The 25,334-nt window shown below is 67.5% G+C and carries 23 protein-coding genes; 12 read left to right on the forward strand and 11 right to left on the reverse strand.

Annotated elements, in window-relative coordinates:
- Positions 1 to 74: 74 nt before the first annotated feature.
- Complete coding sequence (locus ACMT1E_RS11830; protein ID WP_414900460.1) at positions 75 to 1,073, reverse strand: ligase-associated DNA damage response exonuclease; 999 nt, start codon at positions 1,071 to 1,073, stop codon at positions 75 to 77.
- Entirely contained in the window at positions 1,073 to 1,519 is a 447-nt protein-coding gene (locus ACMT1E_RS11835) for a hypothetical protein (protein ID WP_414900462.1), read from the reverse strand. The genes ACMT1E_RS11830 and ACMT1E_RS11835 overlap by 1 nt, the downstream gene beginning before the upstream one ends.
- A gap of 73 nt (positions 1,520 to 1,592) precedes the next feature.
- Here ACMT1E_RS11835 and ACMT1E_RS11840 point away from each other — a divergent pair, with 73 nt between their 5' ends.
- The 5 genes from ACMT1E_RS11840 (at position 1,593) to ACMT1E_RS11860 (ending at position 9,349) form a co-directional block, all read left to right on the forward strand.
- On the forward strand, positions 1,593 to 4,001 hold the full coding sequence (locus tag ACMT1E_RS11840; protein ID WP_414900464.1) for a ligase-associated DNA damage response DEXH box helicase: 2,409 nt from the start codon (positions 1,593 to 1,595) through the stop codon (positions 3,999 to 4,001).
- Positions 4,002 to 4,056: 55 nt separating this feature from the next.
- Positions 4,057 to 5,094, forward strand: a complete 1,038-nt coding sequence (locus ACMT1E_RS11845; RefSeq protein WP_414900466.1) for a retroviral-like aspartic protease family protein — start codon at positions 4,057 to 4,059, stop codon at positions 5,092 to 5,094.
- Positions 5,095 to 5,124: 30 nt separating this feature from the next.
- Positions 5,125 to 6,339, forward strand: coding sequence for a dipeptidase (locus tag ACMT1E_RS11850; protein ID WP_414900468.1), 1,215 nt, complete (start codon positions 5,125 to 5,127; stop codon positions 6,337 to 6,339).
- A gap of 95 nt (positions 6,340 to 6,434) precedes the next feature.
- Complete coding sequence (gene pdeM, locus ACMT1E_RS11855; protein ID WP_414900470.1) at positions 6,435 to 7,097, forward strand: ligase-associated DNA damage response endonuclease PdeM; 663 nt, start codon at positions 6,435 to 6,437, stop codon at positions 7,095 to 7,097.
- 128 nt (positions 7,098 to 7,225) lie between these two features.
- A complete protein-coding gene (locus tag ACMT1E_RS11860) occupies positions 7,226 to 9,349 on the forward strand; it encodes a TonB-dependent receptor (protein ID WP_414900472.1) in 2,124 nt (707 codons plus the stop codon).
- A 43-nt stretch (positions 9,350 to 9,392) separates the two neighbouring features.
- On the opposite strand, the gene ACMT1E_RS11865 is transcribed toward ACMT1E_RS11860, so the two are convergent.
- The 4 genes from ACMT1E_RS11865 to ACMT1E_RS11880 all read right to left on the reverse strand — a co-directional run bounded on the left by ACMT1E_RS11865 (position 9,393) and on the right by ACMT1E_RS11880 (position 14,639).
- Entirely contained in the window at positions 9,393 to 10,766 is a 1,374-nt protein-coding gene (locus ACMT1E_RS11865) for an L-serine ammonia-lyase (RefSeq protein WP_414900474.1), read from the reverse strand.
- A gap of 44 nt (positions 10,767 to 10,810) precedes the next feature.
- Positions 10,811 to 12,709: a CocE/NonD family hydrolase gene (locus ACMT1E_RS11870; protein WP_414903411.1), complete on the reverse strand. Its 1,899-nt coding sequence runs from the start codon at positions 12,707 to 12,709 to the stop codon at positions 10,811 to 10,813.
- A gap of 95 nt (positions 12,710 to 12,804) precedes the next feature.
- Entirely contained in the window at positions 12,805 to 13,983 is a 1,179-nt protein-coding gene (locus tag ACMT1E_RS11875) for a PrnB family protein (protein WP_414900476.1), read from the reverse strand.
- Between the two features lie 50 nt (positions 13,984 to 14,033).
- A complete protein-coding gene (locus tag ACMT1E_RS11880; RefSeq protein ID WP_414900478.1) occupies positions 14,034 to 14,639 on the reverse strand; it encodes a TetR/AcrR family transcriptional regulator in 606 nt (201 codons plus the stop codon).
- A gap of 101 nt (positions 14,640 to 14,740) precedes the next feature.
- Here ACMT1E_RS11880 and ACMT1E_RS11885 point away from each other — a divergent pair, with 101 nt between their 5' ends.
- Together ACMT1E_RS11885 and ACMT1E_RS11890 are read left to right on the forward strand one after the other, a co-directional pair.
- Positions 14,741 to 15,133 (forward strand): hypothetical protein, encoded by a 393-nt coding sequence (locus ACMT1E_RS11885; protein WP_414900480.1) that lies wholly within the window; start codon positions 14,741 to 14,743, stop codon positions 15,131 to 15,133.
- A 31-nt stretch (positions 15,134 to 15,164) separates the two neighbouring features.
- Positions 15,165 to 16,007, forward strand: a complete 843-nt coding sequence (locus ACMT1E_RS11890) for an HpcH/HpaI aldolase/citrate lyase family protein (RefSeq protein ID WP_414900482.1) — start codon at positions 15,165 to 15,167, stop codon at positions 16,005 to 16,007.
- A 29-nt stretch (positions 16,008 to 16,036) separates the two neighbouring features.
- Here ACMT1E_RS11890 and ACMT1E_RS11895 read toward each other — a convergent pair whose 3' ends face one another.
- On the reverse strand, positions 16,037 to 17,329 hold the full coding sequence (locus ACMT1E_RS11895) for a homoserine dehydrogenase (protein WP_414900484.1): 1,293 nt from the start codon (positions 17,327 to 17,329) through the stop codon (positions 16,037 to 16,039).
- A gap of 84 nt (positions 17,330 to 17,413) precedes the next feature.
- Entirely contained in the window at positions 17,414 to 18,364 is a 951-nt protein-coding gene (locus ACMT1E_RS11900) for an isopenicillin N synthase family dioxygenase (RefSeq protein WP_414900486.1), read from the reverse strand.
- Between the two features lie 125 nt (positions 18,365 to 18,489).
- On the opposite strand from ACMT1E_RS11900, the gene ACMT1E_RS11905 reads away from it, so the two are divergent.
- Both ACMT1E_RS11905 and ACMT1E_RS11910 read left to right on the forward strand, forming a co-directional pair.
- Positions 18,490 to 19,422: an ABC transporter ATP-binding protein gene (locus ACMT1E_RS11905; protein WP_414900488.1), complete on the forward strand. Its 933-nt coding sequence runs from the start codon at positions 18,490 to 18,492 to the stop codon at positions 19,420 to 19,422.
- Positions 19,419 to 20,180: an ABC transporter permease gene (locus tag ACMT1E_RS11910; protein WP_414900490.1), complete on the forward strand. Its 762-nt coding sequence runs from the start codon at positions 19,419 to 19,421 to the stop codon at positions 20,178 to 20,180. The genes ACMT1E_RS11905 and ACMT1E_RS11910 overlap by 4 nt, the downstream gene beginning before the upstream one ends.
- An 88-nt stretch (positions 20,181 to 20,268) precedes the next feature.
- Here the strand turns inward: ACMT1E_RS11910 and fabI are convergent, their stop codons facing one another.
- From fabI to ACMT1E_RS11925, 3 genes are read right to left on the reverse strand one after another with little or no spacing between them, the layout of a single operon-like run.
- Positions 20,269 to 21,060: an enoyl-ACP reductase FabI gene (fabI, locus tag ACMT1E_RS11915; RefSeq protein ID WP_414903413.1), complete on the reverse strand. Its 792-nt coding sequence runs from the start codon at positions 21,058 to 21,060 to the stop codon at positions 20,269 to 20,271.
- 14 nt (positions 21,061 to 21,074) lie between these two features.
- The gene (locus tag ACMT1E_RS11920; protein WP_414900491.1) at positions 21,075 to 21,995 is read right to left on the reverse strand and encodes a YihY/virulence factor BrkB family protein; all 921 of its coding nucleotides are present in this window, start codon (positions 21,993 to 21,995) and stop codon (positions 21,075 to 21,077) included.
- A 4-nt stretch (positions 21,996 to 21,999) separates the two neighbouring features.
- Complete coding sequence (locus tag ACMT1E_RS11925; RefSeq protein ID WP_414900492.1) at positions 22,000 to 22,917, reverse strand: DnaJ C-terminal domain-containing protein; 918 nt, start codon at positions 22,915 to 22,917, stop codon at positions 22,000 to 22,002.
- 115 nt (positions 22,918 to 23,032) lie between these two features.
- On the opposite strand from ACMT1E_RS11925, the gene pdxH reads away from it, so the two are divergent.
- From pdxH to ACMT1E_RS11940, 3 genes are read left to right on the forward strand one after another with little or no spacing between them, the layout of a single operon-like run.
- Positions 23,033 to 23,611 (forward strand): pyridoxamine 5'-phosphate oxidase, encoded by a 579-nt coding sequence (gene pdxH / locus ACMT1E_RS11930; RefSeq protein ID WP_414900493.1) that lies wholly within the window; start codon positions 23,033 to 23,035, stop codon positions 23,609 to 23,611.
- Positions 23,608 to 24,534, forward strand: coding sequence for a cation diffusion facilitator family transporter (locus ACMT1E_RS11935; protein ID WP_414900495.1), 927 nt, complete (start codon positions 23,608 to 23,610; stop codon positions 24,532 to 24,534). The genes pdxH and ACMT1E_RS11935 overlap by 4 nt, the downstream gene beginning before the upstream one ends.
- Positions 24,531 to 25,325 carry a PhzF family phenazine biosynthesis protein gene (locus ACMT1E_RS11940; RefSeq protein ID WP_414900497.1) on the forward strand — a complete coding sequence of 265 codons (795 nt, stop codon included), beginning with the start codon at positions 24,531 to 24,533 and terminating at the stop codon, positions 25,323 to 25,325. Before ACMT1E_RS11935 ends, ACMT1E_RS11940 begins: the two co-directional genes overlap by 4 nt.
- The last annotated feature ends 9 nt before the right edge of the window (positions 25,326 to 25,334 follow it).

Here is a 25,334-nt window from a genome sequence, read left to right on the forward strand (position 1 = left end):
CCTCTGCCGCGTTGCGGGTACGCCCACCTGCGCCGGACGTGGTTGATATTTCGTTTAGCGCGGCCTGCCGCCGCCTAATCCGCCTCGTCTTCATAGCCGATCAGCTCCAGCGCCCGCGCCTTGATCTGGCGGGTCTCGCACCAGTGGAGCAGCGCGTCCTCGCGGCCGTGGGTGATCCACACCTCTCTTGGCGCGATCTCGGTCAGCGTCGCGGTCAGCTCGTCCCAATCGGCATGGTCGCTGATGATCAGCGGCAGCTCGACATTGCGCTGGCGGGCCCGCTGGCGCACCCGCATCCAGCCGGAGGCCATCGCGGTGATCGGGTCGGGCAGCCGGCGGCTCCAGCGGTCATTCAACGCCGATGGCGGGCACAGCACGACATGGCCGCGCATCGCGTCGCGCGGCGTCTCGCTCGCCGGCAACAGGGTGCCGAGCGCGACGCCGTGGTCGCGGTAGAGGTCGCACAGCCGCTGCAGCGCGCCGTGGATATAGATCGGCGCCTCATGGCCGACCGCCCGCAACTCGGCGATCACCCGCTGCGCCTTGCCCAGCGCATAGGCGCCGACCAGCACCGACCGGTCCGGGTTGGCGTGGAGCGCGGCGAGCAGCTTGTCGATCTCGTCGCCGGTCGGCGGATGGCGGAACACCGGCAGGGCAAAGGTCGCCTCGGTCACGAACACGTCGCAGGCAACCGGCTCGAACGGCGGGCAGGTCGGGTCCGGCCGCCGCTTATAGTCGCCGGAAACGACAACCCGCTCGCCGCCATGGTCGAGCACCGCCTGCGCGGAACCGAGAACATGGCCGGCCGGCGCCAGCCGCGCCGTCACCGGGCCGAACGCCGCCGTCTCGCCATAGGGCAGCGGGTGGCCGGGCTGCGGCCCGTAGCGCGCGTCCATGATCGCCAGCGTTTCCGGCGTCGCCCAGACGGCGCCGTGGCCGCCGCGCGCATGGTCGGCATGGCCGTGGGTGACAAGCGCGCGCGGGCGCGGGGTGGCCGGGTCGATCCACAGGTCCGCCGCCGGGATGTAGAGGCCGTCGCGATGCGCCTCGATCCAGCGACCGGGCCGCGCCATCAGTCCGGCGTCGGCCCGCCGTCCGCCACCATCTCCTCAGCCTGCGCCGCCGGCCGGGCGCGCCCGGACAGCCAGCCGCCGACCAGCCCGGCGAGCAGCTTGGTGCCGATCGAGAGCGACGCGGCGCGCCAGTCGTTGCCCGCGTCCGGCATGACGAGAAAGGCGGCCAGTTCCGCCACGATGCTGACGCCGGCGACAACGAGGCCGGCGATCAGCGCCGGGCGCATCGGCATGTGCCGGGCGGCGCGGCGGGCGAACAGGCCGATCAGAACGACGCCGGCCCACACGTAGAAACGGCTGACCGAATCGCCGTAATAGACCATCGTCCGTCCCGGCTGGAGCAGGACCATCTCGACCACCCCCCAGACAAGGGTGGCGAAAAGAAGCGCGGCAAAAGCCAGCACGCCATGCGCCAGCGCGCGCGGATAGGGGTTGGGACTTTCCATAGCGGACTGATCTAACCCGCTTGATCGGCGTTTGAACAGCGATGATGACTCTGAAGATGCCGGAACCCCGTCGTTGACCGCCCTGCCGCCGCCGATCGCGGCCTGGTTCGCCGCGCGCGGCTGGCAGCCACGCCGGCATCAGCTTGCCCTGTTGGACGCGGCGCGCGCCGGCCGCCACGCCCTGCTCGTCGCGCCGACCGGGGCGGGCAAGACCCTCGCCGGCTTCCTGCCCAGCCTCGTCGATCTGGTCGAAAATCCTACAGACGGCCTCCACACCCTCTACGTCTCGCCGCTGAAGGCCCTCGCCGTCGACGTCCAGCGTAACCTTCTCATCCCGATCGGTGAGATGGGCCTGACAATCCAGGTCGAAACCCGCAGCGGCGACACCCCGTCCGACCGCAAGGCACGCCAGCGCGCCCGGCCGCCACACATGTTGCTGACCACCCCCGAATCGCTCAGCCTGCTGCTCTCCTATCCCGACGCGGCGATGCTGTTCGCCGGGCTGCGCGCGGTGGTGATCGACGAGGTCCACGCCTTCGCCACCCAGAAGCGCGGCGACCTGCTGTCGCTCGCGCTCGCCCGCCTCCAGCGGATCGCGCCCGGCCTGCGCCGCGTCGCGCTGTCAGCCACCGTCGCCGACCCGGACGGCTACCGCGCCTGGCTGGCGCCGTGGGGCGACATCGATTCGGTGGCGCTGGTCGAAGGCGACAAGGGCGCGGATCCAGACATCGCGATCCTGCTGCCCGAAGGGCGGGTGCCCTGGGCCGGTCATTCCGGTCGCTATGCCGTCGCGCAGGTGATGGCGGAGATCGAGACCCATCGGACGACGCTGGTCTTCTGCAACACCCGCAGTCTGGCCGAACTGATCTTCCAGGACCTGTGGGCGGCGAACGCGCAGAAGCTGCCGATCGGCATCCACCACGGCAGCCTGTCGCGCGAGGCGCGGCGCAAGGTCGAGGCGGCAATGGCGGCGGGGCAGTTGCGCGGGCTGGTCGCCACCGCCAGCCTCGACCTCGGCGTCGACTGGGGCGATGTCGACTGCGTCGTCCAGATGGGCGCGCCCAAGGGATCGTCGCGGCTGCTCCAGCGGATCGGCCGGGCCAACCACCGGCTCGACGAGCCGTCGCAGGCGGTGGTCGTCCCCGGCAACCGCTTCGAATATCTGGAGGCGCGCGCCGCGCTCGACGCGGTTGAGGCGGGGGAGCTGGATCAGGATCCGTTCCGCCCCGGCGGCCACGACGTGCTGGCGCAGCACATCATGGCGTGCGCCTGTGCGGCGCCGTTCGCCGAAGCGGAGCTGCTCGACGAAATCCGCAGCGCGACGCCCTATTCGGCGCTGGACGCCGACAGTTTCGAACAGGTGCTCGGTTTCATCGCGACCGGCGGTTACGCGCTGAAGGCCTATGACCGGTTCCGGCGGCTGACCCGCGGCGCCGATGGCCTATGGCGGGTCAGCCATCCGAACTTCGTCAAGCAGCACCGGCTGAACGCCGGAGTGATCGTCGATTCGCCGATCCTGACCGTCCGGTTCGGCAACGGGCGGGCGCTGGGCACGGTGGAAGAAGGCTTCGCCGCGACGCTGACGCCCGGCGACACGTTCTTCTTCGCCGGGCTGAGCCTGGAAGTGGTGCGGATGGACACGACCGATCTAGTGGTGCGCGCCACCCGCCGGCCGGCGCGCATCCCGACCTATGGCGGCGCGCGGATGCCGCTGTCGACCAACCTGGCGCGGCGGGTGCGCGGCCTGCTGTTCGACCGCAGCCAGTGGCCGCGCTTCCCCGACGACGTGCGCGAATGGCTGGAGGTGCAGGAACGCCGGTCCCGCCTGCCCCGCCCCGGCGAGTTGCTCGTTGAAACATTCCCGCATCAGGAACGGCAGTTCATGGTCGTCTACAGCTTCGAAGGGTGGAATGCCCACCAGTCGCTGGGCTTCCTGCTTACCCGGCGAATGGAGGCGGCCGGGCTGAAACCGGCCGGTTTCGTCGCCAACGATTATGCGCTGGCGGTTTACGGACTTGAACCGATCTCTGACCCGGCGGCACTGTTCTCGCCCGAGATACTGGATCATGAGTTCGTCGAATGGGTACAGCAATCGGCGTTGCTCAAGCGCGCGTTCCGCGAGGTGGCGGTGATCGGTGGGCTGGTCGAACGCCAGTTTCCCGGCAAGCGCAAGACCGGCCGGCAGGTGACCTTCTCCACCGACCTGATCTACGACGTGCTGCGCCGCTATGAGCCGGATCACCTGCTCCTGCGCGCCGCCTGGGATGACGCCCGCGCGCGGATGACCGACGTCGGCCGGCTCGGCGCGCTGATCGATCGCGCGGCGGAAACGATGCTGCACGTCGCCCTGCCCCGCGTATCGCCGCTCGCGGTTCCGGTGCTGGTGCTGATCGGTCGGGAATCCGTGGTCGGCCGCAGCGCCGACGACGCGCTGCTGATCGAGGCGGAAAGCCTGGCGGCGGAAGCGATGACCGCCGGCTGAGGCGGCTTGCCGCGCTGGCCCACCTGGCGTATTTTCGGCCGCAAGGGAGAGGCCGATGTTTAACGCTTCCCGGTCCCTGTGTGCCGCTGCCGCGCTGCTGGGCGCCACGCCCCTTGCCGCCAACACCCCGCCCGCGATGCTGCCCGGCGTTCCGCTGGTCGGCCCCCTGCCCGACGATCCAGCCACCCAGGCTCTCGATTTCGGTACCGACGCCACGCAACGCATGACGGTGCCGGTGACGATCGGCGGTGCCGGCCCCTATGACTTCATCGTCGACACCGGCGCGGAACGAACGGTCATCTCCTCCCAGCTCGCCCGCAAGCTGGGCCTGCGTGAAGGCGAAACCGCTCGCCTGCACAGCATGACTGAGGTCGGGTCCGTCCGCACGGTCATCATCCCCAGTCTGGAAATGACCCGGACGCGGGTGACCGATATCCAGGCCCCCGCGCTCGACGGCATCCATCTCGGCGCGGTCGGCCTGCTTGGGCTGGACAGCCTGAAGGCGCAGCGCGTGGTCATCGACTTCAAGCGCGGGCAGATGACCGTCTCCCCCGCCGAGCGCCGCCGCTCGCCCGCGAACGAGCCGGATGTCATCGTCGTCAGCGGCAAGAGCCGTTACGGCCAGCTGATCCTCGCCGATGCGCGGGTCGGGTCGACGCGGGTTCGGGTCATCGTCGACACCGGCGCCCAGATCAGCGTCGCCAACATGGCGCTGCGTCGCAAGCTGGCCGGCACCCGGCGCGACACCGGCATGACCCCGGTGGAACTGCTGAGCGTCACCGGAGGCCGGCTGGACGCGGGCACGATGATGATCAGGCAGATGCAAGTCGGCGACGTGACCTTCCGCAACCTGCCGATCGCGTTCGTCGACGCGCATCCATTCCGCAAATTCGGGCTGGCGGACACCCCGGCGCTGCTCCTCGGCATGGATGCGCTGCGCCTGTTCGACCGGGTGGCGGTGGACTTCACCAACCGCGAAGTGCGTTTCCTGATGCCGAGCGGCGCGGAACGCGGCGGCCCCGCAGCCCTTGCCACCAACACTGTCCACGGACGGGACAGTCCGCCAACCGGTCTTGCGGGCGGATCGAAATAGGCTTTAACCTTCCCGCAAGGGGGGAGGATCATGGCTCGTCGTCTATTCCGTTTTGCGCAACATGGCGCGGCTGCGGCGATGCTGGTCGCGCTCGGCGCCTGCTCAGGCCCTCTGCGCCCCTCGCAAGGCTCTGCGGACAGCTTCCATAACCAGTTGCTGGTGCTCGACAGCCATCTCGACACGCCGGTTCATTTCGGACGGCCCGGCTGGAACATCGCCGACCGCCACAGCTTCACCGACGATCTGAGCCAGGTCGATCTGCCGCGGATGGTCGACGGCGGCCTCGACGGCGGCTTCTTCGTCATCTTCACCCCGCAAGGTCCGCTGACGTCGGATGCCTATACCAAGGCCCATATATTCGCGCTGAAACGGGCAAGCGAAATCCGCCAGGTGGTTCAGCGCCACCCCGGCGCGCTCGCCCTCGTCACCACCCCGGCGGAGGCGCGGCAGGCGGCCGCAGACGGGCGCCGCGTGGTGTTCCAGAGCATAGAGAACAGCTATCCGCTCGGCACCAGCACCGCCGCGCTGGAGGATTTCTACGACCGCGGCGTCCGCATGGCCAGCCCGGTCCATTCGCGCAACAACCAGTTCGCCGATTCGACGACCGACACGCCGCAGTGGCACGGCCTCAGCCCGCTCGGGCGCGAATGGGTGGCGGAGATGAACCGGCTCGGCATGGTCATCGATGCCAGCCATGCGTCCGACGCGGCGTTCGACCAGATGCTGGCTCTGTCCCGCGCCCCGATCATCCTGTCGCATTCCGGGCCGAAAGCGGTCTTCGACCATCCGCGCAACATCGACGATGCCCGCCTTACCGCGTTGGCCGCAAAAGGCGGCGTCATCCAGATCAACAGCGTCTTTCTGGCGCCGACCAACCAGTCTGCGGCCTGGCAGGCGCTGCTCGACGAACAGCGCAACCTGAACGCAATGACGCCAGCGGAGCAAAAGGCGCTGGCGCGCCGCACCGCCGCCGAGGAAAGCCGCGATCCTTACATCACCGCAACATTCGAACTGTTCATGGCCAGCCTGCTACATACGCTGAAGCTTGTCGGCCCGGACCATGTCGGAATCGGGGCTGACTGGGACGGCGGCGGCGGTGTGCGAGGCATGGAGGATGTCGCTGCCCTGCCCCGAATCACCGAGCGGCTGAAAGCAGCCGGCTATTCCGACGCGGATATCGCCAAGATCTGGTCGGGCAATCTGCTGCGCGTCGTACAGGCCGCGCAGGACGCAGCCGCTCGCTGACCGCTTGCGGCGCCGCAGCGATCCGCACTAATGTCGACACACGGGCGGGCGCCTGGCCCGGTTCCGTCCACCCGAAACCGACCCTGGGCAGCGGCATGGTTCCATTCTCATTTGCTGGCTATGCGCTGGCCGCGCTGCCGCAGGGCGCGCTGTTCTGGCCGGCGCGACGGGCGCTGCTCGTCGCCGACCTGCATCTGGAAAAGGCAAGCTGGTTCGCCCGTTTCGGCCAGATGCTGCCGCCCTATGATTCGCTTGCCACACTGACCGGGCTGGACACGCTCACCCGCGCAACCGGTGCTGAGGAAATCTGGTGCCTTGGCGACAATTTTCACGACAGTGGCGGCGCCGAACGACTGCCGCCCGCCGCGCAGACACTGCTCGGCCGGCTGGCCGCGCGCACCCATTTCCACTGGATCACCGGCAACCATGACCCGGCGCTCACCGACGGGCATGGCGGAACGGTGCTGGCCGAGGCGGTGGTCGACGGCCTCGTTCTCCGTCACGAAGCGGACCCGGCGGAACGCCGCCCGGAATTGTCCGGCCATTTCCATCCCCGGCTGCGGGTCAGTCGGCGGGGACGAGCAATCGCGCGGCGCTGCTTCGTCGCCACCGAGCGCAAGCTCATCCTGCCCGCCTTCGGCGCATTGACCGGCGGGCTGGACGCCGCGCACCCGGCGATCGCCCGCGCGGTCGGGGCACCAGCGGAGGCACTCGTCGCGCTCGACGACCGGATTCTGCGCTTTCCACTCGCCGCATAAACGCCGGACATTAACCAAAAATCCACCATGCCCAGCCCAGGAAACCGGACGGTAAGGCGGGCTCCCGCCATGGTCGACGGGAAATTTCAATGGTTTGCGTTTCAAGTTATTGGAAGACTGGGATTTGTTTGCTCGCGCTGTTGCCGATGCCGGCACTGGCGCAAGATGATGGCGAGATTGTCGTTACCGCCCAGAAGCGGGCCGAACGCGCAATCGACGTGCCCGGCGCGCTGACCGCGATCGACGGTGACAGGCTGGCCGCACTGGGCGTGGCCGGCACCCAGGACCTGGCGGCGCTTGCCCCGGGGCTGACCCTGGCCGGCACCAACCGCGCGGCATCCTCGCTGATCCTGCGCGGCATCACCACATCGTCGATGGCGGCGAGCGCCAGCGTCGGCGTCGTCGTCGACGGCATTCCGGCCGGGTCCAGCTCCACCTTCGCGCTGGGCGGCGCAGTGCCCCTCGACATCAATCCGTTCGATCTGGAACGGGTCGAGGTGCTGCGTGGCCCGCAGGGCACGCTTTACGGCGCGAGCACGCTCGGCGGCCTGCTGTCCTACGTGACGAAGGCGCCCAGCCTGACCGCGACCGACGGCGCCGTCGGCCTGTCGACGCAGGTTGCCGAAGGCGGCGGCTGGGGCTTTGCGGCGCGGGCGGCGATTTCGACGCCGATCGCGACCGACGTCGCCGGCATCCGCCTGTCCGGCTTCTACGACCGGCTGCCCGGCTACCTCGACAATTCGGTGCTGGGCGCGAAGAACGTCAACCGCAACAACAGCTATGGCGGCCGCGCCGCATTGCGCCTGAAGCCGGCGGAAACGCTGTCAGTGACGCTGGCGGCGCAGGCGCAGGTGCTCAATCGCCGGTCCAACGACGCGGTCCCCTACGACTTCGCCACCAGGCGCCCGATTGCCGGCGAGCGCGATCAGGCGCTGCCCAATTTCGAGCCGTACCACCAGCGGTTCCGCCTGCTGTCCGCATTGGTCGACTGGGATCTGGGCGGGGTGACACTGACCTCCCAGAGCAGCTGGCAGCGGATCCGTTCAGCGAACAACTACGATTACTCGCTGACCCCGCTCGGCATGGGCGTGATCTTGCTTGGCGGCGGCGCGATTGCCGGTGCACGGCTGCCCTTTTCCGCAACCACCCACAAATTCGTCCAGGAGGTCCGTCTGTCCTCTGCGGATGGTGGGCCGCTGCACTGGATGATCGGCGCGTTCCATACCGATGAGGACAGCTTCCTCGATCAGCGGGTCGTCGGTTACGGCGCCGATCTGAAACCGGCGCTCGATGCGCTGGTGTTCGCGGTGCCGACCAACCTGCGCGAGAACGCCGTGTTCGCCAACCTGTCCTACGCGCTGAGCGACCGTCTGACGATCGGCGGCGGCCTGCGCTACAGCGACAGCCGCCAGCGCTTCGCCGAGACGGTATCCGGGCCGATGGCGTCGGTGCTCGGCATCGAGGGCGCGTTCCCCGCCGTTCGGTCGTCCGAGGACGTGCTGACCTATTCCGCGTCGATCCAGTACCGCGTTGGCGACGATGCCAATATCTACGCGCGGGCGGCGAGCGGTTATCGGCCGGGCGGCCCCAACCTGGTGCTCCCGGGCATCGCGGAACGCTTCAAGGCGGACCGGCTCGACAATTACGAAGTCGGCTACAAGGCCCGCTTCGCCGACGGGCTTGGCAGCATCGACATTGCCGCCTTCTACATCGACTACCGCGATATCCAGCTGACCGGCTCACTGGGCGGGCTACTGTATTTCACCAACGGCAAGAGCGCGACCAGCAAGGGCGTCGAGGCGTCGGCAAACTTCACCCCCACCCCCGGCCTGTCGCTGGCGGTGAACGCCGCCTACACCGACGCATCACTGAACGCGGCGGTGCCGGAGCTGGAAGCGCGCAAGGGCGAGCGGCTGCCGGCGACGCCACGCTTCGCCGGATCGGTCAACGCCGATTACCGCTGGGCGGCCGGCGACGGCATCGAAGCGTTCGGGCGGGCCGCCCTGCGCTATATAGGCCGGCGGCCGGTGTCGTTCGACGCGAGCACGACCAGCCCGCAGTTCATGATGAAGGCGGCGACGCTGGTCGACCTGCGCGCCGGCATCGAGCAGGGCGGTTACGAGATCGCGCTGCAGGTGACCAACCTGTTCGACGCGCAGGCGCAGATGTACGGGACGACCACCTACGGCCACGCCAACATCAGCATCGCCCCGCCGCGCAGCTATGGCCTATCGGTGACGAAGCGGTTCTGAGCGAGGGGGCCGGGTCGCAGCGGCGGCGCCGGCCCCGCCGCGATCAGCATTCGACGACGTTGACCGCGAGGCCGCCGAGCGAGGTTTCCTTGTAGCGTTCGTTCATGTCGGCGCCGGTGCGACGCATCGTTTCGATCACCTGATCGAGGCTGACGCGGTGGGTGCCATCGCCGAGCAGCGCCAGCCGCGCCGCCTCTATCGCCTTGATCGCGCCGACGGCGTTGCGTTCGATGCACGGCACCTGCACCAGCCCGCCGACCGGATCGCAGGTCAGGCCCAAATTATGCTCCATGCCGATTTCGGCGGCATTTTCGATCTGGGCGTTGTTGCCGCCAAGTACCGCCGCCAACCCCGCCGCCGCCATCGAGCAGGCGACGCCAACTTCGCCCTGGCAACCAACTTCGGCACCGGAAATCGATGCGTTTTCCTTGAACAGCGCGCCGATCGCCGCGGCGGTCAGCAGGAAACGGACTGTCCCGTCGGCATTCGCACCGGGGACGAAGCGTTCGTAATAGCGCAGCACCGCAGGGACGATACCGGCGGCGCCGTTGGTCGGCGCGGTGACCACCCGACCGCCGGCGGCATTCTCCTCATTGACCGCGAGCGCCCACAGGTTGACCCAGTCGACGACGGCCAGCGGATCGGACAGGGCGCGTTCCTGCCGGGCGAGCAGCTTGGCGTGGATTTCCGGCGCGCGGCGCCGCACCTTCAGCCCGCCGGGCAGGATGCCGCCGCTGCCGATGCCGCGGTCGATGCAGGCGGACATCGTCGCGGCGATCGCGGCCAGCCGTGCGCGCACCTCCGCCTCCGGCAGCGCGGCGGTTTCGTTGGCCAGCGCCATTTCGGCAATGGTCAGCCCGGCGGCCTCGGCGCGGGCGAGCAGTTCTTCGCCCGAACGATAGGGGTGGGGCACATCCCATAACAGCGTCGGCGCCGCGTTGGTCTTAATCTCCGCCTCGTCGATCACCGCGCCGCCGCCGACCGAATAGGAAACGGCCTCGGCCAGGGTCGCGCCACTCGCGTCAAGCGCGGTGAAGCGCATGCCATTGGAATGGAAAGACAGCCGCTCGCGCTGGTTGAAACGCAGATCCGCGGCCTCGTCGAACGCCACCGGATGCCGCCCGGCGACGTCCAGCCGCCCGGCCTGGCGGATCGCGGCGACGATCCGTTCCGCCTCGTCCGGGTCGATATTGCCGGGATGGCAACCGGACAGGCCGAGCAGAACGGCCCGGTCGGTGGCATGGCCCTTACCGGTCAACGCCAGCGATCCGTACAGGTCGGCGGTGACCCGCGCGACCGCGGACAGGCGATCGCCCAGCCCCTCGACGAAATCGGCGGCGGCGGTCATCGGCCCCATCGTGTGCGAACTCGAGGGGCCAATGCCGATCTTGAACAGGTCGAAAACGCTGTGCGGCATAATATCCTTCTACGTCTGTTGACGCAGTTGGGAAATGCCGGCGCCTATTCCTCGACCACCGGCAACCACACCGCGCTGGCAGCAGCACCGGACCGTTCGATCGTGTGCGTCGCCTTCTTGTAGTCCTCCGGCTTGGCCAGGAAGATATTCTTCACATAGGTTTGCGGGTTGCGATCGTAGAGCGGGAACTGGGTCGACTGGATCTGAACCATGATCCGGTGGCCCGGCTTGAACACATGGTTGGTGACCGGCAGGCGGAAGCGATAACGCTGCACCTTGCCGGCGGGGATCGGCGTCGGCTTTTCGAAGCTGTCGCGATAGCGGCCACGGAAGATGTCCTGGCTGATCGCAAGCTGGTACCCGCCCATCGCCGGGTTTGACGCCACCTCGTCCGGGTAGACGTCGATCAGCTTGACTACCCAGTCGGCATCGGTGCCGGTGGTGCGGGCATAGATGTCGGCATAGGGCACGCCGGACAGGCGCACCGGGCTGGACAGTACCTCGCTGGTATAGGTCAGTACGTCCGGCCGCCCGTCAACCGCGCGCTGGTCGGATACCAGCCAGGTCTGCCAGCGGTCGCGCTGGCCGAAACTGATCGGCCGGGTCAGATACGGCACCGGCTTGGCGGGATCGGAAACATAGCTGTCGGCGCCGGTATCGGTCGACTTGGTAAAGCCGAGGCCGAAACCGGGCTGCAGGTAGATCGGCTTCAACGGCGACGGGCAGCCCGATTCACAGGCGAGCGGCCAGGTGCTGTAGCGATCCCAGCGATTCTCGCCGGTGTTGTAGAGGAAAGCGCGCGGCGGGGTGAAGGCCGGGCCGTCCTTCAGATAATGGTTGAAGAACGGCAGCAGCACATCCCGGCGCCATTGCAGCGCGGTGTCGCCGTTCCACTTGAACGGCCCAAGGGTAGAACCGTCGTAATTGGCCTGGCTGTGGCGCCACGGGCCCATCACCAGGAAGTTGTTGTCGCCGTGCCCGGCCTTGGTCAGCGCTTCCCAGCTGGCGATCGCGCCGTACATGTCCTCCTGGTCCCACAGGCCCTGCTCCCACATCGTCGGGACCTTGGACGGGTTGGCGGCCAGCAGCTTGTCCAGAGCCTGCCCCTGCCAGTAGCCATCATAGGCCGGGTGCTCGACCATCCGTCGCCAGGCGGGCAACTGGTCGAAACCCGACACCTTTGCCCAGTCGCCGGCGGAGCCGAAGCGCAGGAAGGTCTCATACTGATCGTAAATGCCAAGCGCCGGGCCTTTGCCCGCGCCCTTGAACCCGGTCTGCGATTGCATCCAGCCGATGTTGACCTGGCGGAACGCGCCGTGGTGGAACCAGTCGTCGCCCATCCAGCCGTCGACCATCGGGCTTTCCGGCGCCGCGACCTTCAGCGCGGGGTGCGGATCGAGCAGCGCCATGACCACGGTCAGCCCCTCGTAGGACGACCCGACCATGCCGACCCGGCCGTTCGATTCGGTGACGTTCTTGACCAGCCAGTCGACGGTGTCCCACGCATCGGTGACATGGTCGGTCCCGGTTTCGTTCAGCGGGCCACGCACCGGGCGGGTCAGCTTGTAGTCGCCTTCCGACCCGTATTTGCCGCGCACGTCCTGGAACACGCGGATATAGCCGTCCTTGACGAACACCTCGTCGCCTTCGGGCAGAATCGACAGCATGTTCGGGCTGTCCATTCGGGTGGTGCGCCCGGCGGCGTTGTAGGGGGTGCGGGTCAAAAGGATCGGCGCGTTCTTCGCGCCCTTCGGCACGACGATGACGGTGTAGAGCTTCACGCCGTCGCGCATCGGCACCATCTCGACGCGCTTGATATAGTCGTTGCGTTCGGACGGCGGAATGAAACGGGCGGGGATGTCATTGGCCGGCTCGGCCTGGGTTGCCACGGCCGGGGCGGCGGCCGCGAACAGCAGAGAAAGGGCAGCGGTCGTCCGCAACATTCCACGAAGATGCACGTCGGTCTCCTCCAGATGGCCGGCTTTTGCGGCCAGTGGCAGGCTTCTTCGGATAACTCAATCGGCGTTATGACTGAGTGTCAGCCTCGCCCGAGCGCAGAGCGCAGTGCAGCAAAATCGGCATGGCGGGTGGGCAGGTCCGGCCGCGGCGCCGCGCAGCGATAGTCGCGCAGCACTTCCAGAGAGCGCATTAGCACGGCAATCGGCGGCCCGCTGGCGGTTATGCCGGTCAACCGATCCGGCGGCAACGCGGCGGCGGGACGATCGATGAACCGGGCGACAAGCTGGTCATGATGCTGCGCCGCACTACGTGCAAAAACCGCGCACAAATCGAGAAAGACGGCGCCGTTGGTCTGAAACCAGCCGCTATCGCGATCCGTCGGCAGCGCCGCCAGCAATTCGTCGAGCAGGCTGCGCCGCATCATACAGTCGCGTAGCCGCGCCTGATCGCCCGGTAGCATGAACAGCATCTTTTCCATCAGCAACTGGGCGTAATAAGGGTCGTTCGCACGGCACAGACCAAGCAGCAGATCGACTTCGTTGATCCCGGAGAAATCGCCGGCATTGGCGCCGCGCCAGACCTGCCGACCGACCCGGTAGGGTTTGTAATAGGGCCGCACGCAATAGAAGAACCGGTCGACGTCGAGCCGGGTGAACAGCTTTTCATTGACTGCGGCCAGATCCTCCAGCGCGGCGGTCGCGTCGCGCAGCAGCGATTCGGCCAGGGGGCTGGACACGCCGAGCGGGACAATGCGGCTGAGCGCGTCGGCGGCGCGCTGGATGCACAGGATGCCGCGGGTATTCTCGTCGATGAACAGGAATTCGTCGGCAAGCGAGGTGAAACTTTTGCGGATGCCGTCAACAGCCAGGTTATGGGTGGCGAGATGGGCGGTGGCAAAACGGGGCGCCATGCCGACCGACGCACCGACATGCAAGGCCAGCGACGACGCCTCGCCGAACGGCGATTTCTCCTCGCGGTCGGGGTTGGTCAACTCGTGCCGGCGCAGCGCCCCCATATAGAGGCCGACATTGCCGAGCAGATTGAACGCGCTGTCGAACCCTTCTCCGGTATTGCCCTCCGCCAGCAGGGCGACGACATGGGCATGGCCCTCGTCGCGCAGCCGCGCCTTCAGGGCGTCGCCGACGCCAATGACCCCGGCCCGGTCGGGCTGCGCGAAGTACAGCTCCTCAAGCTCGGTGTTGAGCGCGACGAAAGTCGATCGAATCCAGCCATCGAAGGCTTCAGCAAGGCGGCTCATCGCCTAGCTATACCGATCCCGCTGTATTGCTCAACGGCGCGGCGCACCGCTCAGCCCGCAATGCGGTGCGCATCGATCAGCAGTTCGGCGTTGCGTTCAAGGATCGCCGGCAATTCGCCGCATCCGCAACCGCAGTAGAGGGAGAATGCACCCTCGATCAGCATCAGCAGGCCATCGGCCAGCGATTCCGGTCGGGCAACCGGGATGGTGGCCGCGACCTCTGCCAGGCGACCCCGTATTTCTGCCTTGCACGCGGCGGCGACAACTCGCCCGGGGTGGTCGGCCTCGGCGAATTCGGCGGCGATGTTCGCCATCGGGCAGCCGCGAAAATCGCTGTCGGCCATTAACGCAGCCTTGTGGCGGACAACCGCGAGCAGTTGCGCGCGCGGATCGGTGCCGGCGGCACGGATCGCCTGCTCGATCGCGGCACGATTGCGGTCGCCCGCCGCCTGCAGGCAGGCCGCGACCAAGGCATCCTTCGACGCGAAAGCGCGGTAAAGGCTGGGCTTGGTGACCCCGGCACGGGACACGATCTCGTCGACGCCGACCGCGCGAATGCCTTTTTCATAGAACAGGCTCTGCGCCGCCTCGAAGACCCGCTCCGCCGCCTTCTTGTGGGGCGCCTGCTCCGCAGCGGCCGCTGTATCACTGGTCATGCGCGAAAAATCTCCTCACCCCCATTGACGCATATGTAACTGACCGGTACGTAGCAATCAAGAACGTACCGTTCAGTTACATCTCGTCCAGGACACGCAGCATGGCCTATCGCACATTCAAGGCATGGCCCGAAATAGAGGCTCTGGCACTGTACGGCGCCGCCCATGCCGACAACACGACGCTGTTCAGCCTGCTCGAATACCGGGTGATCGGGCTTGGCGCCCGTGCCGACGTGCGCCGGGAACGCAACTCCGATTCGCGCCTCGGCCGCTGGCTCAACCGGCTGTTCGGCATCCGCCTCGCCCAGCCGCTGGCCGACATGCGGCTGGAAGCGCTGCGTCGCTTCGCCTCGCTGATCAGCCACAGCCCGCGCGGCGTGACCTGCGACGAGACAAAGGAATTTCTGGCAGCGGGCTTCAGCCATCGGCAAGCCGACTGGTTGATCAACATGCCGCAACGTACGCGCACGCCCCTGCGCGCGACGCTGGCTTGACCTGCTGACCAGAAAGCTGCGACGGGGGTACATGCCCCCCCGCCCCCGTCGCAGCGCCCTTTACCTCCCCGCCTCCAATTCGAGGGCACTCGCCAAGGCGCGCACTCTCGATGCCGATGTCGTCATCCTCGACCTGGAAGACGCGGTGGCGCCCGAAGCCAAGGCCGACGCCCGCGAAGCGGCGGTTGTGGCGGTACGCGAAGGTGGCTTCGGCCGGCGCGAACTGATCGTGCGTATCAACGCGCTGACCACCGAATGGGGCATCGCCGACCTGCGCGCGATCGCCGCGGCGGAACCGGACGGCATTCTGATCCCCAAGGTCGATTCGCCGCACGCGCTGGCCGATGTCCGCTCGCTGATGGGCACGGCAACCCCGCTCTGGGCGATGGTCGAAACCTGCGCCTGCCTGCCGGTGCTCCACGCGATTGCCGGCGTCACCGGTCTCGGCGGGCTGGTGATGGGCACCAACGATCTGGCGCTGGAGATGCGGGCGCGGCTGCTGCCCGGCCGGGCGCCGTTCCTGCCGATGCTGGCAATGGCGGTCGCCGCCGCCCGCGCCCATGGCGCGGCGGTCCTTGACGGAGTCTGCAACGATTTCACCGACCTCGACCGCTTTCGCGCCGAATGTGAACAGGGCCGCGATTTCGGCTTCGACGGCAAGACGGTGATACATCCGGCGCAGATCGCGCCGTGCAACGCGGTGTTCGGTCCGTCGGCGGCGGAACTGGCCTGGGCTGACGCGGTGATCGCCGCCTTCAATCAACCCGAAAACGCCGACAAGGGCGCTGTCAGGGTCGACGGCCGGATGGTCGAGCGCCTGCATCTGGAGGAGGCGCTGCGCCTGCGCGCGCTCGCCGGGGTTATCGGGCAGTAGGCTCGCGCGGCGCCAGCCCGCTCCCCCACCTATTCTTCCAGAATATGCATCAGCATCGGCGCGCCGGTCAGGCTGGGCGAATCGCTCAGCCGGGCGAGCGCCTCCGCCACCGCGCGTTCCGGGCCGGCATGGGTGACGATGGCGACGATCGCGCTGCCGTCCGGCCGCTTGCCGCGCTGGATCAGGCTTTCGATCGAAACGTTGGCGTCGCGGGTTGCCGCCGCGATTTCCGCCAGCACGCCGGGGCGATCCTGAACGATGAAGCGCAGATAGGCCTTGCCGACCCGGCCACCGGCATCGGCCGCCGGCTGTTCCGACAGCGCCGCGACCGGCATCGCGAAAGCGGGGCCATATTCACCGCGCGCGATGTCGATCAGGTCGGCGACGACGGCGCTGGCGGTCGGCCCGTCTCCGGCGCCGCGACCCTGGAACAGCAGGCGGCCGACGAAATTGCCTTCCGCCACCACCGCGTTCAGCGAGCCGGAGACATGAGCGAGCGGATGGTCGACCGGCACCAGATAAGGGTGGATGCGCTGGAACAGCCCCTGTTCCGTCGCCTCGGCGATGCCGACCAGCCGGATGCGGTAACCAAGCGCCGCCGCCTCCGCGATGTCGGCAGCGATGACGTGGCGGATGCCGGTGATCACCACCCCGTCGAACGCCAGCCGGGACCCGAACGCCAGGCTGGAAAGGATCGACAGCTTGTGCGCCGCGTCGACCCCGTCGATGTCGAAGCTGGGGTCCGCCTCCGCATAGCCGAGCGCCTGCGCCTCGGCGAGAACCTCCGCGAAGTCGCGGCCTTCGCGTTCCATCGTCGTCAGGATGTAATTGCAGGTGCCGTTCAGGATACCGTAGATGCGGCTGAGCTGGTTCGCCGCCGCGCCCTCGCGCAGCCCCTTGATGACCGGGATACCGCCGGCGACCGCCGCTTCATATTTGAACGCGACGCCGCCCGCCTCCGCCGCGCCGGCCAGTTCCAGGCCGTGATGGGCGATCATCGCCTTGTTGGCGGTGACGAAGGAGCGGCCGGCGGCGATGCTGCGGCGGGCCAGGGTCAGCGCCGGGCCGTCAGCGCCGCCGACCAGTTCGACCACCGTATCGATGCCGTCCTGATCGGCGAGCGCGGCGGTATCGTCGACCCAGGCGAAGCGCGACAGGTCGACGCCCCGGTCCTTCGACCGGTCGCGCGCGGACACCGCGACGATCTCGATCGGCCGGCCCGCCCGCCGCGCGATCAGTTCGCGATTCTCGTCGAGCACGCGAATCACCCCGCCCCCGACGGTGCCAAGCCCGGCCAGCGCGATCCTAAGCGGTTCCGCCATCTTCATCCTCGTCATTACAGCCAAACGCCGCCCCTCCCTGCCCCGGCTGGGCCGGAAAAGGAACGGCTTTCACCCGAACGGGGCTTATTTCAGCAGCCCGATCTCGCGCAGGCGCTGGGTCAGATACTGGTCCGCAGTGATCGGATCGGGGTAGCGATCCGGATTTTGCGGGGTGATGCACTGGCGCAACGTGCGGATTTCGAAGTCAGACGCCAGGTGGAGGAAATACGGCATCGAGTAGCGCGAGACGCCGCGCCGTTCCGGCGGCGGGTTGACCACCCGGTGGGTGGTCGACGGCAGGACATGGTTGGTCAGCCGCTGCAACATGTCGCCGACATTGACGACCAGCGCCCCGTCCGGCGGGGCGACCGGCAGCCAGCGGCCGTCGCGGTCGAGCAGTTGCAACCCCGCTTCCTCCGCGCCGAGCAGCAGGGTGATCAGGTTGATGTCCTCATGCGCACCAGCGCGGACGCCGGGCGCGTCGGCCGGGACCGGCGGGTAGTGGAGCAGGCGCAGCACGCTGTTGCCGTTTTCGGTCGGGCCGGCAAACCAGTCCGGCGCAAGGCCGAGGTGGCGGGCGATGGCGGCAAGCAGGCGCAGGCCGACCCGGTCGAGCGCGTCGAACAGGGCAAGGAAGGTCGGCTTGAAATCCGGCAGCTCAGCCGGCCACAGGTTGTCGGCCATACGATCGCGGTAACGGTGGCCGGCGGGCAGCTCGCGCCCGACATGCCAGAATTCCTTCAGGTCGTGCTGCGCCGCGTCCTTGGCGATCTCGATTCCGAACGGGGTGTAACCGCGCGCGCCGGCCTTGCCCGGCAAATGATAGGCGGCCTTCCGTTCCACCGGCAGCGCGAAGAACGCGCGGGTTTCCGCCCAGCCCCGCGCGATCAGCGCCGGGTCGATGCCATGATCGGCGATGACGGCGAAGCCGAAACGTTCGAAGCTGGCACCGAGCGCATGGGCGAAACCGGCGGGATCGCGCGCCTCGTCGGCAAGAGAAAGCGGCGGGACGGATGACAGGGAAACACCAGACATGCCCGCCGTTTACGGCCATTCCCTGCCCGGCGCCAGCGGCCAGATACCGCCACCGGCGTTCGGGCTTGGGCACCGCGCCCGAAGCGTCTAAAGCGGTGTCCCGGCCGCGTCGCATGGAGCCCAGCTTGTCCCCCGCCATCACCGTTTCCGGGGTCTCCAAGACCTACAAATCCGGGCATACCGCGCTGCACAGCGTCGATCTGGAGATCGCGCGTGGCGAAATCTTCGCGCTGCTCGGGCCGAACGGCGCGGGCAAGACGACGCTGATCAGCATCATCTGCGGCATCGTCAACCCGACGACCGGCACCGTCCTCGCCGATGGGCATGACGTCGTCCGCGACGCGAAGGCGGCGCGGCGCAAGATCGGGCTGGTGCCGCAGGAACTGTCGACCGACTCGTTCGAGACGGTTTACGCCACCGTCCGGTTCAGCCGGGGCCTGTTCGGCCGGCCGCCCAACCCGGCGCATATCGAAAAGGTGCTGCGCGACCTGTCGCTGTGGGACAAGCGCGACAGCAAAATCATGACGCTGTCGGGCGGAATGAAGCGGCGGGTGCTGATCGCCAAGGCGCTGGCCCACGAGCCGGACATATTGTTCCTCGACGAGCCGACCGCCGGCGTCGACGTCACCCTGCGCCGCGACATGTGGGACCTGGTCAACGGCCTTCGCGCCAAGGGCGTCACCATCATCCTCACCACCCACTATATCGAAGAAGCGGAGGAAATGGCCGACCGTGTCGGGGTGATCGACAAGGGCCGGCTGATCCTGGTCGAGGACAAGGCGGTGCTGATGGCCAAGCTCGGCAAGCGCCGGATGGTGCTGACCCTACCGGCGCCGATAACAGCGGTGCCTGCGGCGCTTGGCGAATGGGACCTGACGCTGGAGGATGGCGGACGCCAGCTTGTCCTGACCTTCGACACCAAGGCCGATCATACCGGCATTCCGTCGCTGCTGCGGCGAATGGGCGACCTCAACATACCGATCATCGACATGGACATGACGCGCAGCACGCTGGAAGACATTTTCGTCGGGCTGGTCAGCCAGGGAGCGGCGGCATGAACGGTCACGGCATATTGGCGATCTACCGCTTCGAAATGGCGCGGGCGCTGCGAACTTTGTGGCAAAGCCTGGTCGCGCCGGTGCTGACCACCTCGCTCTATTTCATCGTGTTCGGCGGCGCGATCGGCTCGCGGATGCAGCAGGTCGGCGGTGTCGACTATGGCGCGTTCATCGTCCCCGGCCTGATCATGCTGACCCTGCTGACCCAGAGCATTTCCAACGCGTCGATCGGCATCTACTTTCCGAAATTCACCGGCACGATCTACGAATTGCTGTCGGCGCCGGTGTCGGCGTGGGAAATCGTCGTCGGCTATGTCGGCGCGGCGGCGACCAAGTCGGTCGTGCTCGGCCTGATTATTCTGGCGACCGCCGCCTGTTTCATGCCGATCCACATCGCCCATCCCGGCGCGATGATCGCCTTCCTGTTGCTGACCGCGATCACCTTCAGCATGTTCGGCTTCATTCTCGGCATCTGGGCCGACGGGTTCGAGAAATTGAGCTTCGTGCCAATCCTGGTGGTAACGCCACTGACCTTCCTAGGCGGCGCCTTCTATTCGATCGACATGCTGCCGCCGTTCTGGCGCAGCGTCAGCCTGTTCAACCCGGTGGTCTATCTGGTCAGCGGCTTTCGCTGGAGCTTCTACGGCCAGGGCGACGTGGCGGTCGGGATCAGCCTGGCGCTGACCCTGATATTCATGATCGGCTGCATGGCGGCGATCGTCTGGATCTTCCGCACCGGATACCGGCTGAAGGCGTAGGGTTTGTGCTGCTCAGGCGGCACCGCCCTCCAGCATTGTTTGAATGGTGCTAAAGGGCGGTACCGTTTCCGCTTGAACAGGACACACCCTAAGCCAGCGCGATATCCGGCGCGTCCTCCGCCTTCATGCCGATGACGTTGTAGCCGGCGTCGACATGATGGATCTCGCCGGTCACCCCGGCCGACAGATCGCTCAGCATATAAAGGCCGGCGCCGCCGACATCCTCGATCGTCACGTTGCGGCGCAATGGCGCGTTCAGCAGGTTCCATTTCAGGATATAGTTGAAATCGCCGATACCCCGCGCGGCAAGCGTCTGGATCGGCCCGGCGGAAATCGCGTTGATCCGGATATTGTCGCCGCCCAGATCGACCGCGAGATATTTGACACTGGTTTCCAGCGCCGCCTTGGCGACACCCATGACGTTATAGTGCGGTACAACCTTTTCCGCGCCGTAATAGCTAAGCGTCAGGATCGCGCCGCCGTTCGGCATCATCGACCGCGCCCGCTGCGTCACCGCGACCAGGCTGTAGGCGGAGATGTTCATCGTCATCAGGAAATTGTCGAGCGTCGTGTCGTAATAGCGCCCGCGCAACTGGTTCTTGTCCGAAAAGCCGATTGCGTGGACGACGAAGTCGATCGTCGGCCAGCGCGCGGCGAGCGTCGCGAAGGCGACGTCGAGCGCCGCCATTTCCGCCACGTCGCATTCGATCAGGAAGTCGGAACCCAGCGATTCCGCCAGCGGGCGCACACGCTTTTCGGTCGCTTCCCCCTGGTAGGCGAAGGCAAGTTCGGCGCCCGCCTCGCTCAATTTCTTGGCGATCCCCCAGGCCAGCGAGCGATCATTGGCCAAACCCATGATCAGACCGCGTTTTCCCTTCATCAGGCCGTTCACACTCATTCCCTTTCAGCGTGCGTTTCGCTTTCCCGGCTCTTTAGCCTTGGTTCATCGCCCTCCGCCAGCGCCGCGTTCAGTTCGGCACCGACAACCACCCCCAGGCCGATGACGAAAAAGAACAGCAGCGACACAATCACCCCGGCCAGACTGCCATAGGTGCGGTTGTACGACCCCAGCATACCAAGGACGACCGGCAACAGCTCCGTCGTCGCCTGCCACCACAGCGTCACCAGCAACGCGCCCGGCCATTTCGGGCAACCGCGGGCGCGGCGGTAGCGCGACGGCGTCAGGCTGTAGAAGATGATGTAGAGCGCAACGAACAGCACCGCCGGCGGCACCAGCCGCGACAGACTGATCAACTGCGCGGTTCCGCTGGCGATCGGCACCAGCCGGTAGACGAACTGTTCGACGCCGATCAACAGCACCTGCGCGGCAAAGGCGATCAGCGCCAGCAACACCGACCCGATGATGATCCCCATCGAGATCAGCCGGTATTCGTAGAACGGCCGGTTGTATTTGACGCCATAGGCGCGACGCAGAATGTCGCGGATCGTCTCGATGAAGCTGGCGGTGCTCCACAGCCCGACCAGCGCCCCCAGCCACAGCAACATGCCGGATCGCGCGGCGAGCACGTCGGCGATCGGCTGGCGCAGCACATCGGCGACACTGGGCGGCACCGTGCTCAGAAACAGCGCGATCGCCGCCTGCCCATCCGCCGTCTGCCCGAAAAGCTGGGCCAGCGCGGCGAGCAGGATGAAGAACGGAAACAGGGTGAGCAGCGACAGATAGGCAAGGTTGCCGGCGTGCGGAAAGCCTTCGTTAAACGTGCCGACGGCAACCCGCTTCACCACCGCCCAGACCTGCCGGCCGCCGGCGCGACGGCGCGCCTCCGGCGAGAGCGGGGACGTGTCGCCGGTCAATCGCCTAGACGCCGAGCGCGGCGCGAGGGTTGCCGAGATCCCGGTCCTTCAGCTTTTCCGCCACCGCCAGCATATCCGGGTCATCCTTCGGCACATCGACCAACAGTGTAACCAACTGGCTCCCCCGCCCGTTCCGTCCGTGAAAGCCCTTGTCCTTCAGCCGCAGCACCCTGCCGGACGTCGACCCGGCGGGAATGGTCACGGTCACCGGCCCGTCGACCGTGGGCACGCGGACCCGGCCGCCAAGCATCGCTTCCGGCACGGTGATCGGCAGGTCGAGGCGGACATCGTCGCCGTCGCGGGTGAAGAAGCGGTGCGGCACGACCTCGATCGTCACGATCGCATCACCGGCGCCGCCCGACCCCGGCTCGCCCTTGCCGGCCAGCCGCATCTGGGTGCCGTTTTCCACCCCGGCGGGCAGTTTCAGGTCGATCGTCTTGCCGTCACCAAGGGTGATGCGCTGGTCGCGCCGCGCCGCCGCGTCCTCGAACGGCACGCGCAACCGATAGGCGACGTTGGCGCCCCTTTGCGGCGGCGCCTGCCGGCGCCCGAAACCGCCGGTGAAGCCGCCGCCGCCGCCGCGCCCGCCGAAAATCCCTTCGAATATGTCGCCGAAATCGCTGGCGGCGAAACCCTGATCCTGGCCGGGGCGAAAACCGCCGGCGCCGGGGCCGCGCGCACCGAACCCTGCGTAGGTCGGGTTGCCGTCGCCGTCGATCTCGCCGCGATCGAAACGGGCGCGCTTGTCCTTGTCGTTCAGCAGATCATAGGCAGCCGTTACCAGCGAAAAGCGCTCCGACGCCTTCGGGTTATCTTTGTTCCGGTCCGGGTGCAGCTCCTTGGCGAGCTTGCGATACGCCTTCTTGATGTCGGCTTCGCTGGCGGTGCGCGCGACGCCCAGTGTTGCGTAAGGATCTGCCATGGCTCTCGCTATGTACGTGGTTTCTGTTGCTCGTCCACTAATTGGGGGCAGCGGCGCATAATTCCAACGCCCGACCAGGGGTGACAGGCCCGCGGGGCGCGCCTAAACCCCGTCCATGTCCGACAATCCCTTCGCCCTGTTCGACGACTGGCTGACCGCCGCCCAGGCGAACGAGCCGAATGACCCCAATGCGATGGCGCTCGCCACCGCCGACGCCGACGGTCGTCCGTCGGTGCGGATGGTGTTGTTGAAGGGCCACGGGCCGGAAGGCTTCGTCTTCTATACCAACCAGCACAGCCGCAAGGCCGGCGATCTGGCCGACAATCCCCATGCGGCGCTGCTGTTTCACTGGAAATCGCTGCGGCGGCAGATCCGCATCGAAGGGCCGGTGACGGCGGTCGACGCGGCGCTGGCCGACGCCTATTTCGCCACCCGCCATCGCGATTCGCGGCTGGGCGCCTGGGCATCCGATCAATCGCGCCCGTTACCGTCGCGCGCCGAATTTGAACTGCGCTACGAAGCGGTCCGCACCCGGTATGAAGGGCAGGAGGTTCCGCGCCCGCCGCACTGGTCCGGCTATCGGGTCACGCCCAGCCGGATCGAGTTCTGGGAAGACCGGCCCTACCGCCTGCATCACCGCCGCCTGTTCACCCGCGAGGGCGACGGCTGGAAGGAGGGCCTGCTCTACCCGTGAGCGGTCATCGGCCCCTGCCCGGCCTGACCACCCGCGCGGCGCTGGCCAGCGTCGCCACCGCGTTGTTCCTGCTGGTGCTGAAAGGCTATGCGACCTGGACGACCGGGTCGATGGCGATGCTCGGTTCGCTGGCCGACAGCGGGCTGGACCTCGTCGCGTCGCTCGTCACTCTCTACGCCGTCCGGCAAGCCGCGCAGCCCGCCGATGCCGAGCACCGTTTCGGCCACGGCAAGGCGGAAGCACTGGCCGCGCTGTTCCAGGTGATGCTGATCACCGCCTCGGCGATCGCGATCCTCGCCGGGGCGGCAGGCCGCCTTGCCAGCGGCGCGAAGACGACAGCCGCGGGAGAAGGCATTGCCGTGTCGCTGGCCGCAATCGGCGCGACCCTGCTGCTGACCGCCTATCAGCGGCGGGTGATCGCCCGGACCGGATCGATGGCGATCGGCGCCGACCGGCTGCATTATCAGTCCGACCTGATGCTGAACCTGGCGGTGATCGCCGCGCTCGCCCTCGACCAATATGCGGGACTGTCCGGAATAGACCCTCTGTTCGGCATCGCCATCGCGCTTTGGCTTGCCTACGGCGCCTGGCGCTCGGCGACGGCGGCGATCGACCAGCTGATGGACAAGGAATGGCCGGAGGAGAAGCGCCGCCGCCTTGCGGCGGTCGTCAACGCCCTGCCCGGCCTGAAGGGGATGCACGACCTGCGCACCCGGCGGTCCGGCAGCCACGACTTCATCCAGTTCCACATCTGGGTCGATCCGGCGATGACGGTTGCCGCCGCCCACCGCACGGTCGAGGCAGCGGAGACAGCGCTGGCGGCCGAATTCCCCGGCGCCGAAGTGCTGATCCATATCGACCCGGAAGGCCGGATCGATACCGAGGATAGCGCGATGGAAGCGCTGCGGGAGACACCGGAATGACCCTGGACCTGCCCTTCACCCAGATCGATGCCTTTGCCGACCAGCCGTTCACCGGCAACCCGGCGGCGGTGATGCCGCTCGACGCGTGGCTGCCCGACGCGACGCTGCAGGCGATCGCGGCCGAAAACAACCTGTCGGAAACCGCCTTTACCGTACCCGCCGACGGCGATGCGGAAGCGGATTATGCCCTGCGCTGGTTCACGCCGACGACGGAGGTCGCGCTGTGCGGCCACGCGACGCTGGCCGCCGGCCATGTGCTGATCGGCGAGTGTGAGCAAGTCCGCTTTGATACCCGCAAGGCTGGTCTGCTCACGGTCAGCCGCACCGACGCCGGCTATGCGATGGCCCTCCCCGCCTGGGCGCCGGCGCCGAAACCGCTGCCCCGCGTACTCGCCGCGCTTGGCGTGACTGGCGAAACCCTATGGCACCCCGGCGGCTATGCGGTGGTCGTGCTCGAGACGGCGGCAGCGGTCAGGGCGGTCGCCCCGGATTTCGCCGCACTGGCCAGGGAAGGCGACCTGCTGACCATCTGCACCGCGCCGGGCGACGACACCGCCATCGTCAGCCGCGCCTTCGCCCCCGGCGCCGGGATCGACGAGGATCCGGTGACCGGGTCGGCCCACGCGGTGATCGTGCCGTGGTGGGCGGAACGCCTTGGCCGGACCCGCTTCACCGCATTTCAGGCCAGTCGGCGCGGCGGCCGTCTCGACTGTACGCTCGACGGCGATAGAGTGGTCCTCGGCGGCCGCTGCGTCACCGTGATCGAAGGCCGCTTCCGTTTGGGGGGATAGGGGACGTAG

The organism is Sphingomonas flavalba, from assembly GCF_047553045.1.
Taxonomy (GTDB): Bacteria; Pseudomonadota; Alphaproteobacteria; order Sphingomonadales; family Sphingomonadaceae; genus Sphingomonas_L; species Sphingomonas_L flavalba_A.

Coding starts and splice junctions, on each gene's coding strand:
- ACMT1E_RS11830 (WP_414900460.1), bottom strand. CDS start 1,073: ATGGCGCGGCCCGGTCGCTGGATCGAGGCGCATCGCGACGGCCTCTAC.
- ACMT1E_RS11835 (WP_414900462.1), bottom strand. CDS start 1,519: ATGGAAAGTCCCAACCCCTATCCGCGCGCGCTGGCGCATGGCGTGCTG.
- ACMT1E_RS11845 (WP_414900466.1), top strand. CDS start 4,057: ATGTTTAACGCTTCCCGGTCCCTGTGTGCCGCTGCCGCGCTGCTGGGC.
- ACMT1E_RS11850 (WP_414900468.1), top strand. CDS start 5,125: ATGGCTCGTCGTCTATTCCGTTTTGCGCAACATGGCGCGGCTGCGGCG.
- pdeM (WP_414900470.1), top strand. CDS start 6,435: ATGGTTCCATTCTCATTTGCTGGCTATGCGCTGGCCGCGCTGCCGCAG.
- ACMT1E_RS11865 (WP_414900474.1), bottom strand. CDS start 10,766: ATGCCGCACAGCGTTTTCGACCTGTTCAAGATCGGCATTGGCCCCTCG.
- ACMT1E_RS11870 (WP_414903411.1), bottom strand. CDS start 12,709: ATGTTGCGGACGACCGCTGCCCTTTCTCTGCTGTTCGCGGCCGCCGCC.
- ACMT1E_RS11875 (WP_414900476.1), bottom strand. CDS start 13,983: ATGAGCCGCCTTGCTGAAGCCTTCGATGGCTGGATTCGATCGACTTTC.
- ACMT1E_RS11880 (WP_414900478.1), bottom strand. CDS start 14,639: ATGACCAGTGATACAGCGGCCGCTGCGGAGCAGGCGCCCCACAAGAAG.
- ACMT1E_RS11885 (WP_414900480.1), top strand. CDS start 14,741: ATGGCCTATCGCACATTCAAGGCATGGCCCGAAATAGAGGCTCTGGCA.
- ACMT1E_RS11890 (WP_414900482.1), top strand. CDS start 15,165: ATGCCCCCCCGCCCCCGTCGCAGCGCCCTTTACCTCCCCGCCTCCAAT.
- ACMT1E_RS11895 (WP_414900484.1), bottom strand. CDS start 17,329: ATGGCGGAACCGCTTAGGATCGCGCTGGCCGGGCTTGGCACCGTCGGG.
- ACMT1E_RS11900 (WP_414900486.1), bottom strand. CDS start 18,364: ATGTCTGGTGTTTCCCTGTCATCCGTCCCGCCGCTTTCTCTTGCCGAC.
- ACMT1E_RS11910 (WP_414900490.1), top strand. CDS start 19,419: ATGAACGGTCACGGCATATTGGCGATCTACCGCTTCGAAATGGCGCGG.
- fabI (WP_414903413.1), bottom strand. CDS start 21,060: ATGAAGGGAAAACGCGGTCTGATCATGGGTTTGGCCAATGATCGCTCG.
- ACMT1E_RS11925 (WP_414900492.1), bottom strand. CDS start 22,917: ATGGCAGATCCTTACGCAACACTGGGCGTCGCGCGCACCGCCAGCGAA.
- pdxH (WP_414900493.1), top strand. CDS start 23,033: ATGTCCGACAATCCCTTCGCCCTGTTCGACGACTGGCTGACCGCCGCC.
- ACMT1E_RS11940 (WP_414900497.1), top strand. CDS start 24,531: ATGACCCTGGACCTGCCCTTCACCCAGATCGATGCCTTTGCCGACCAG.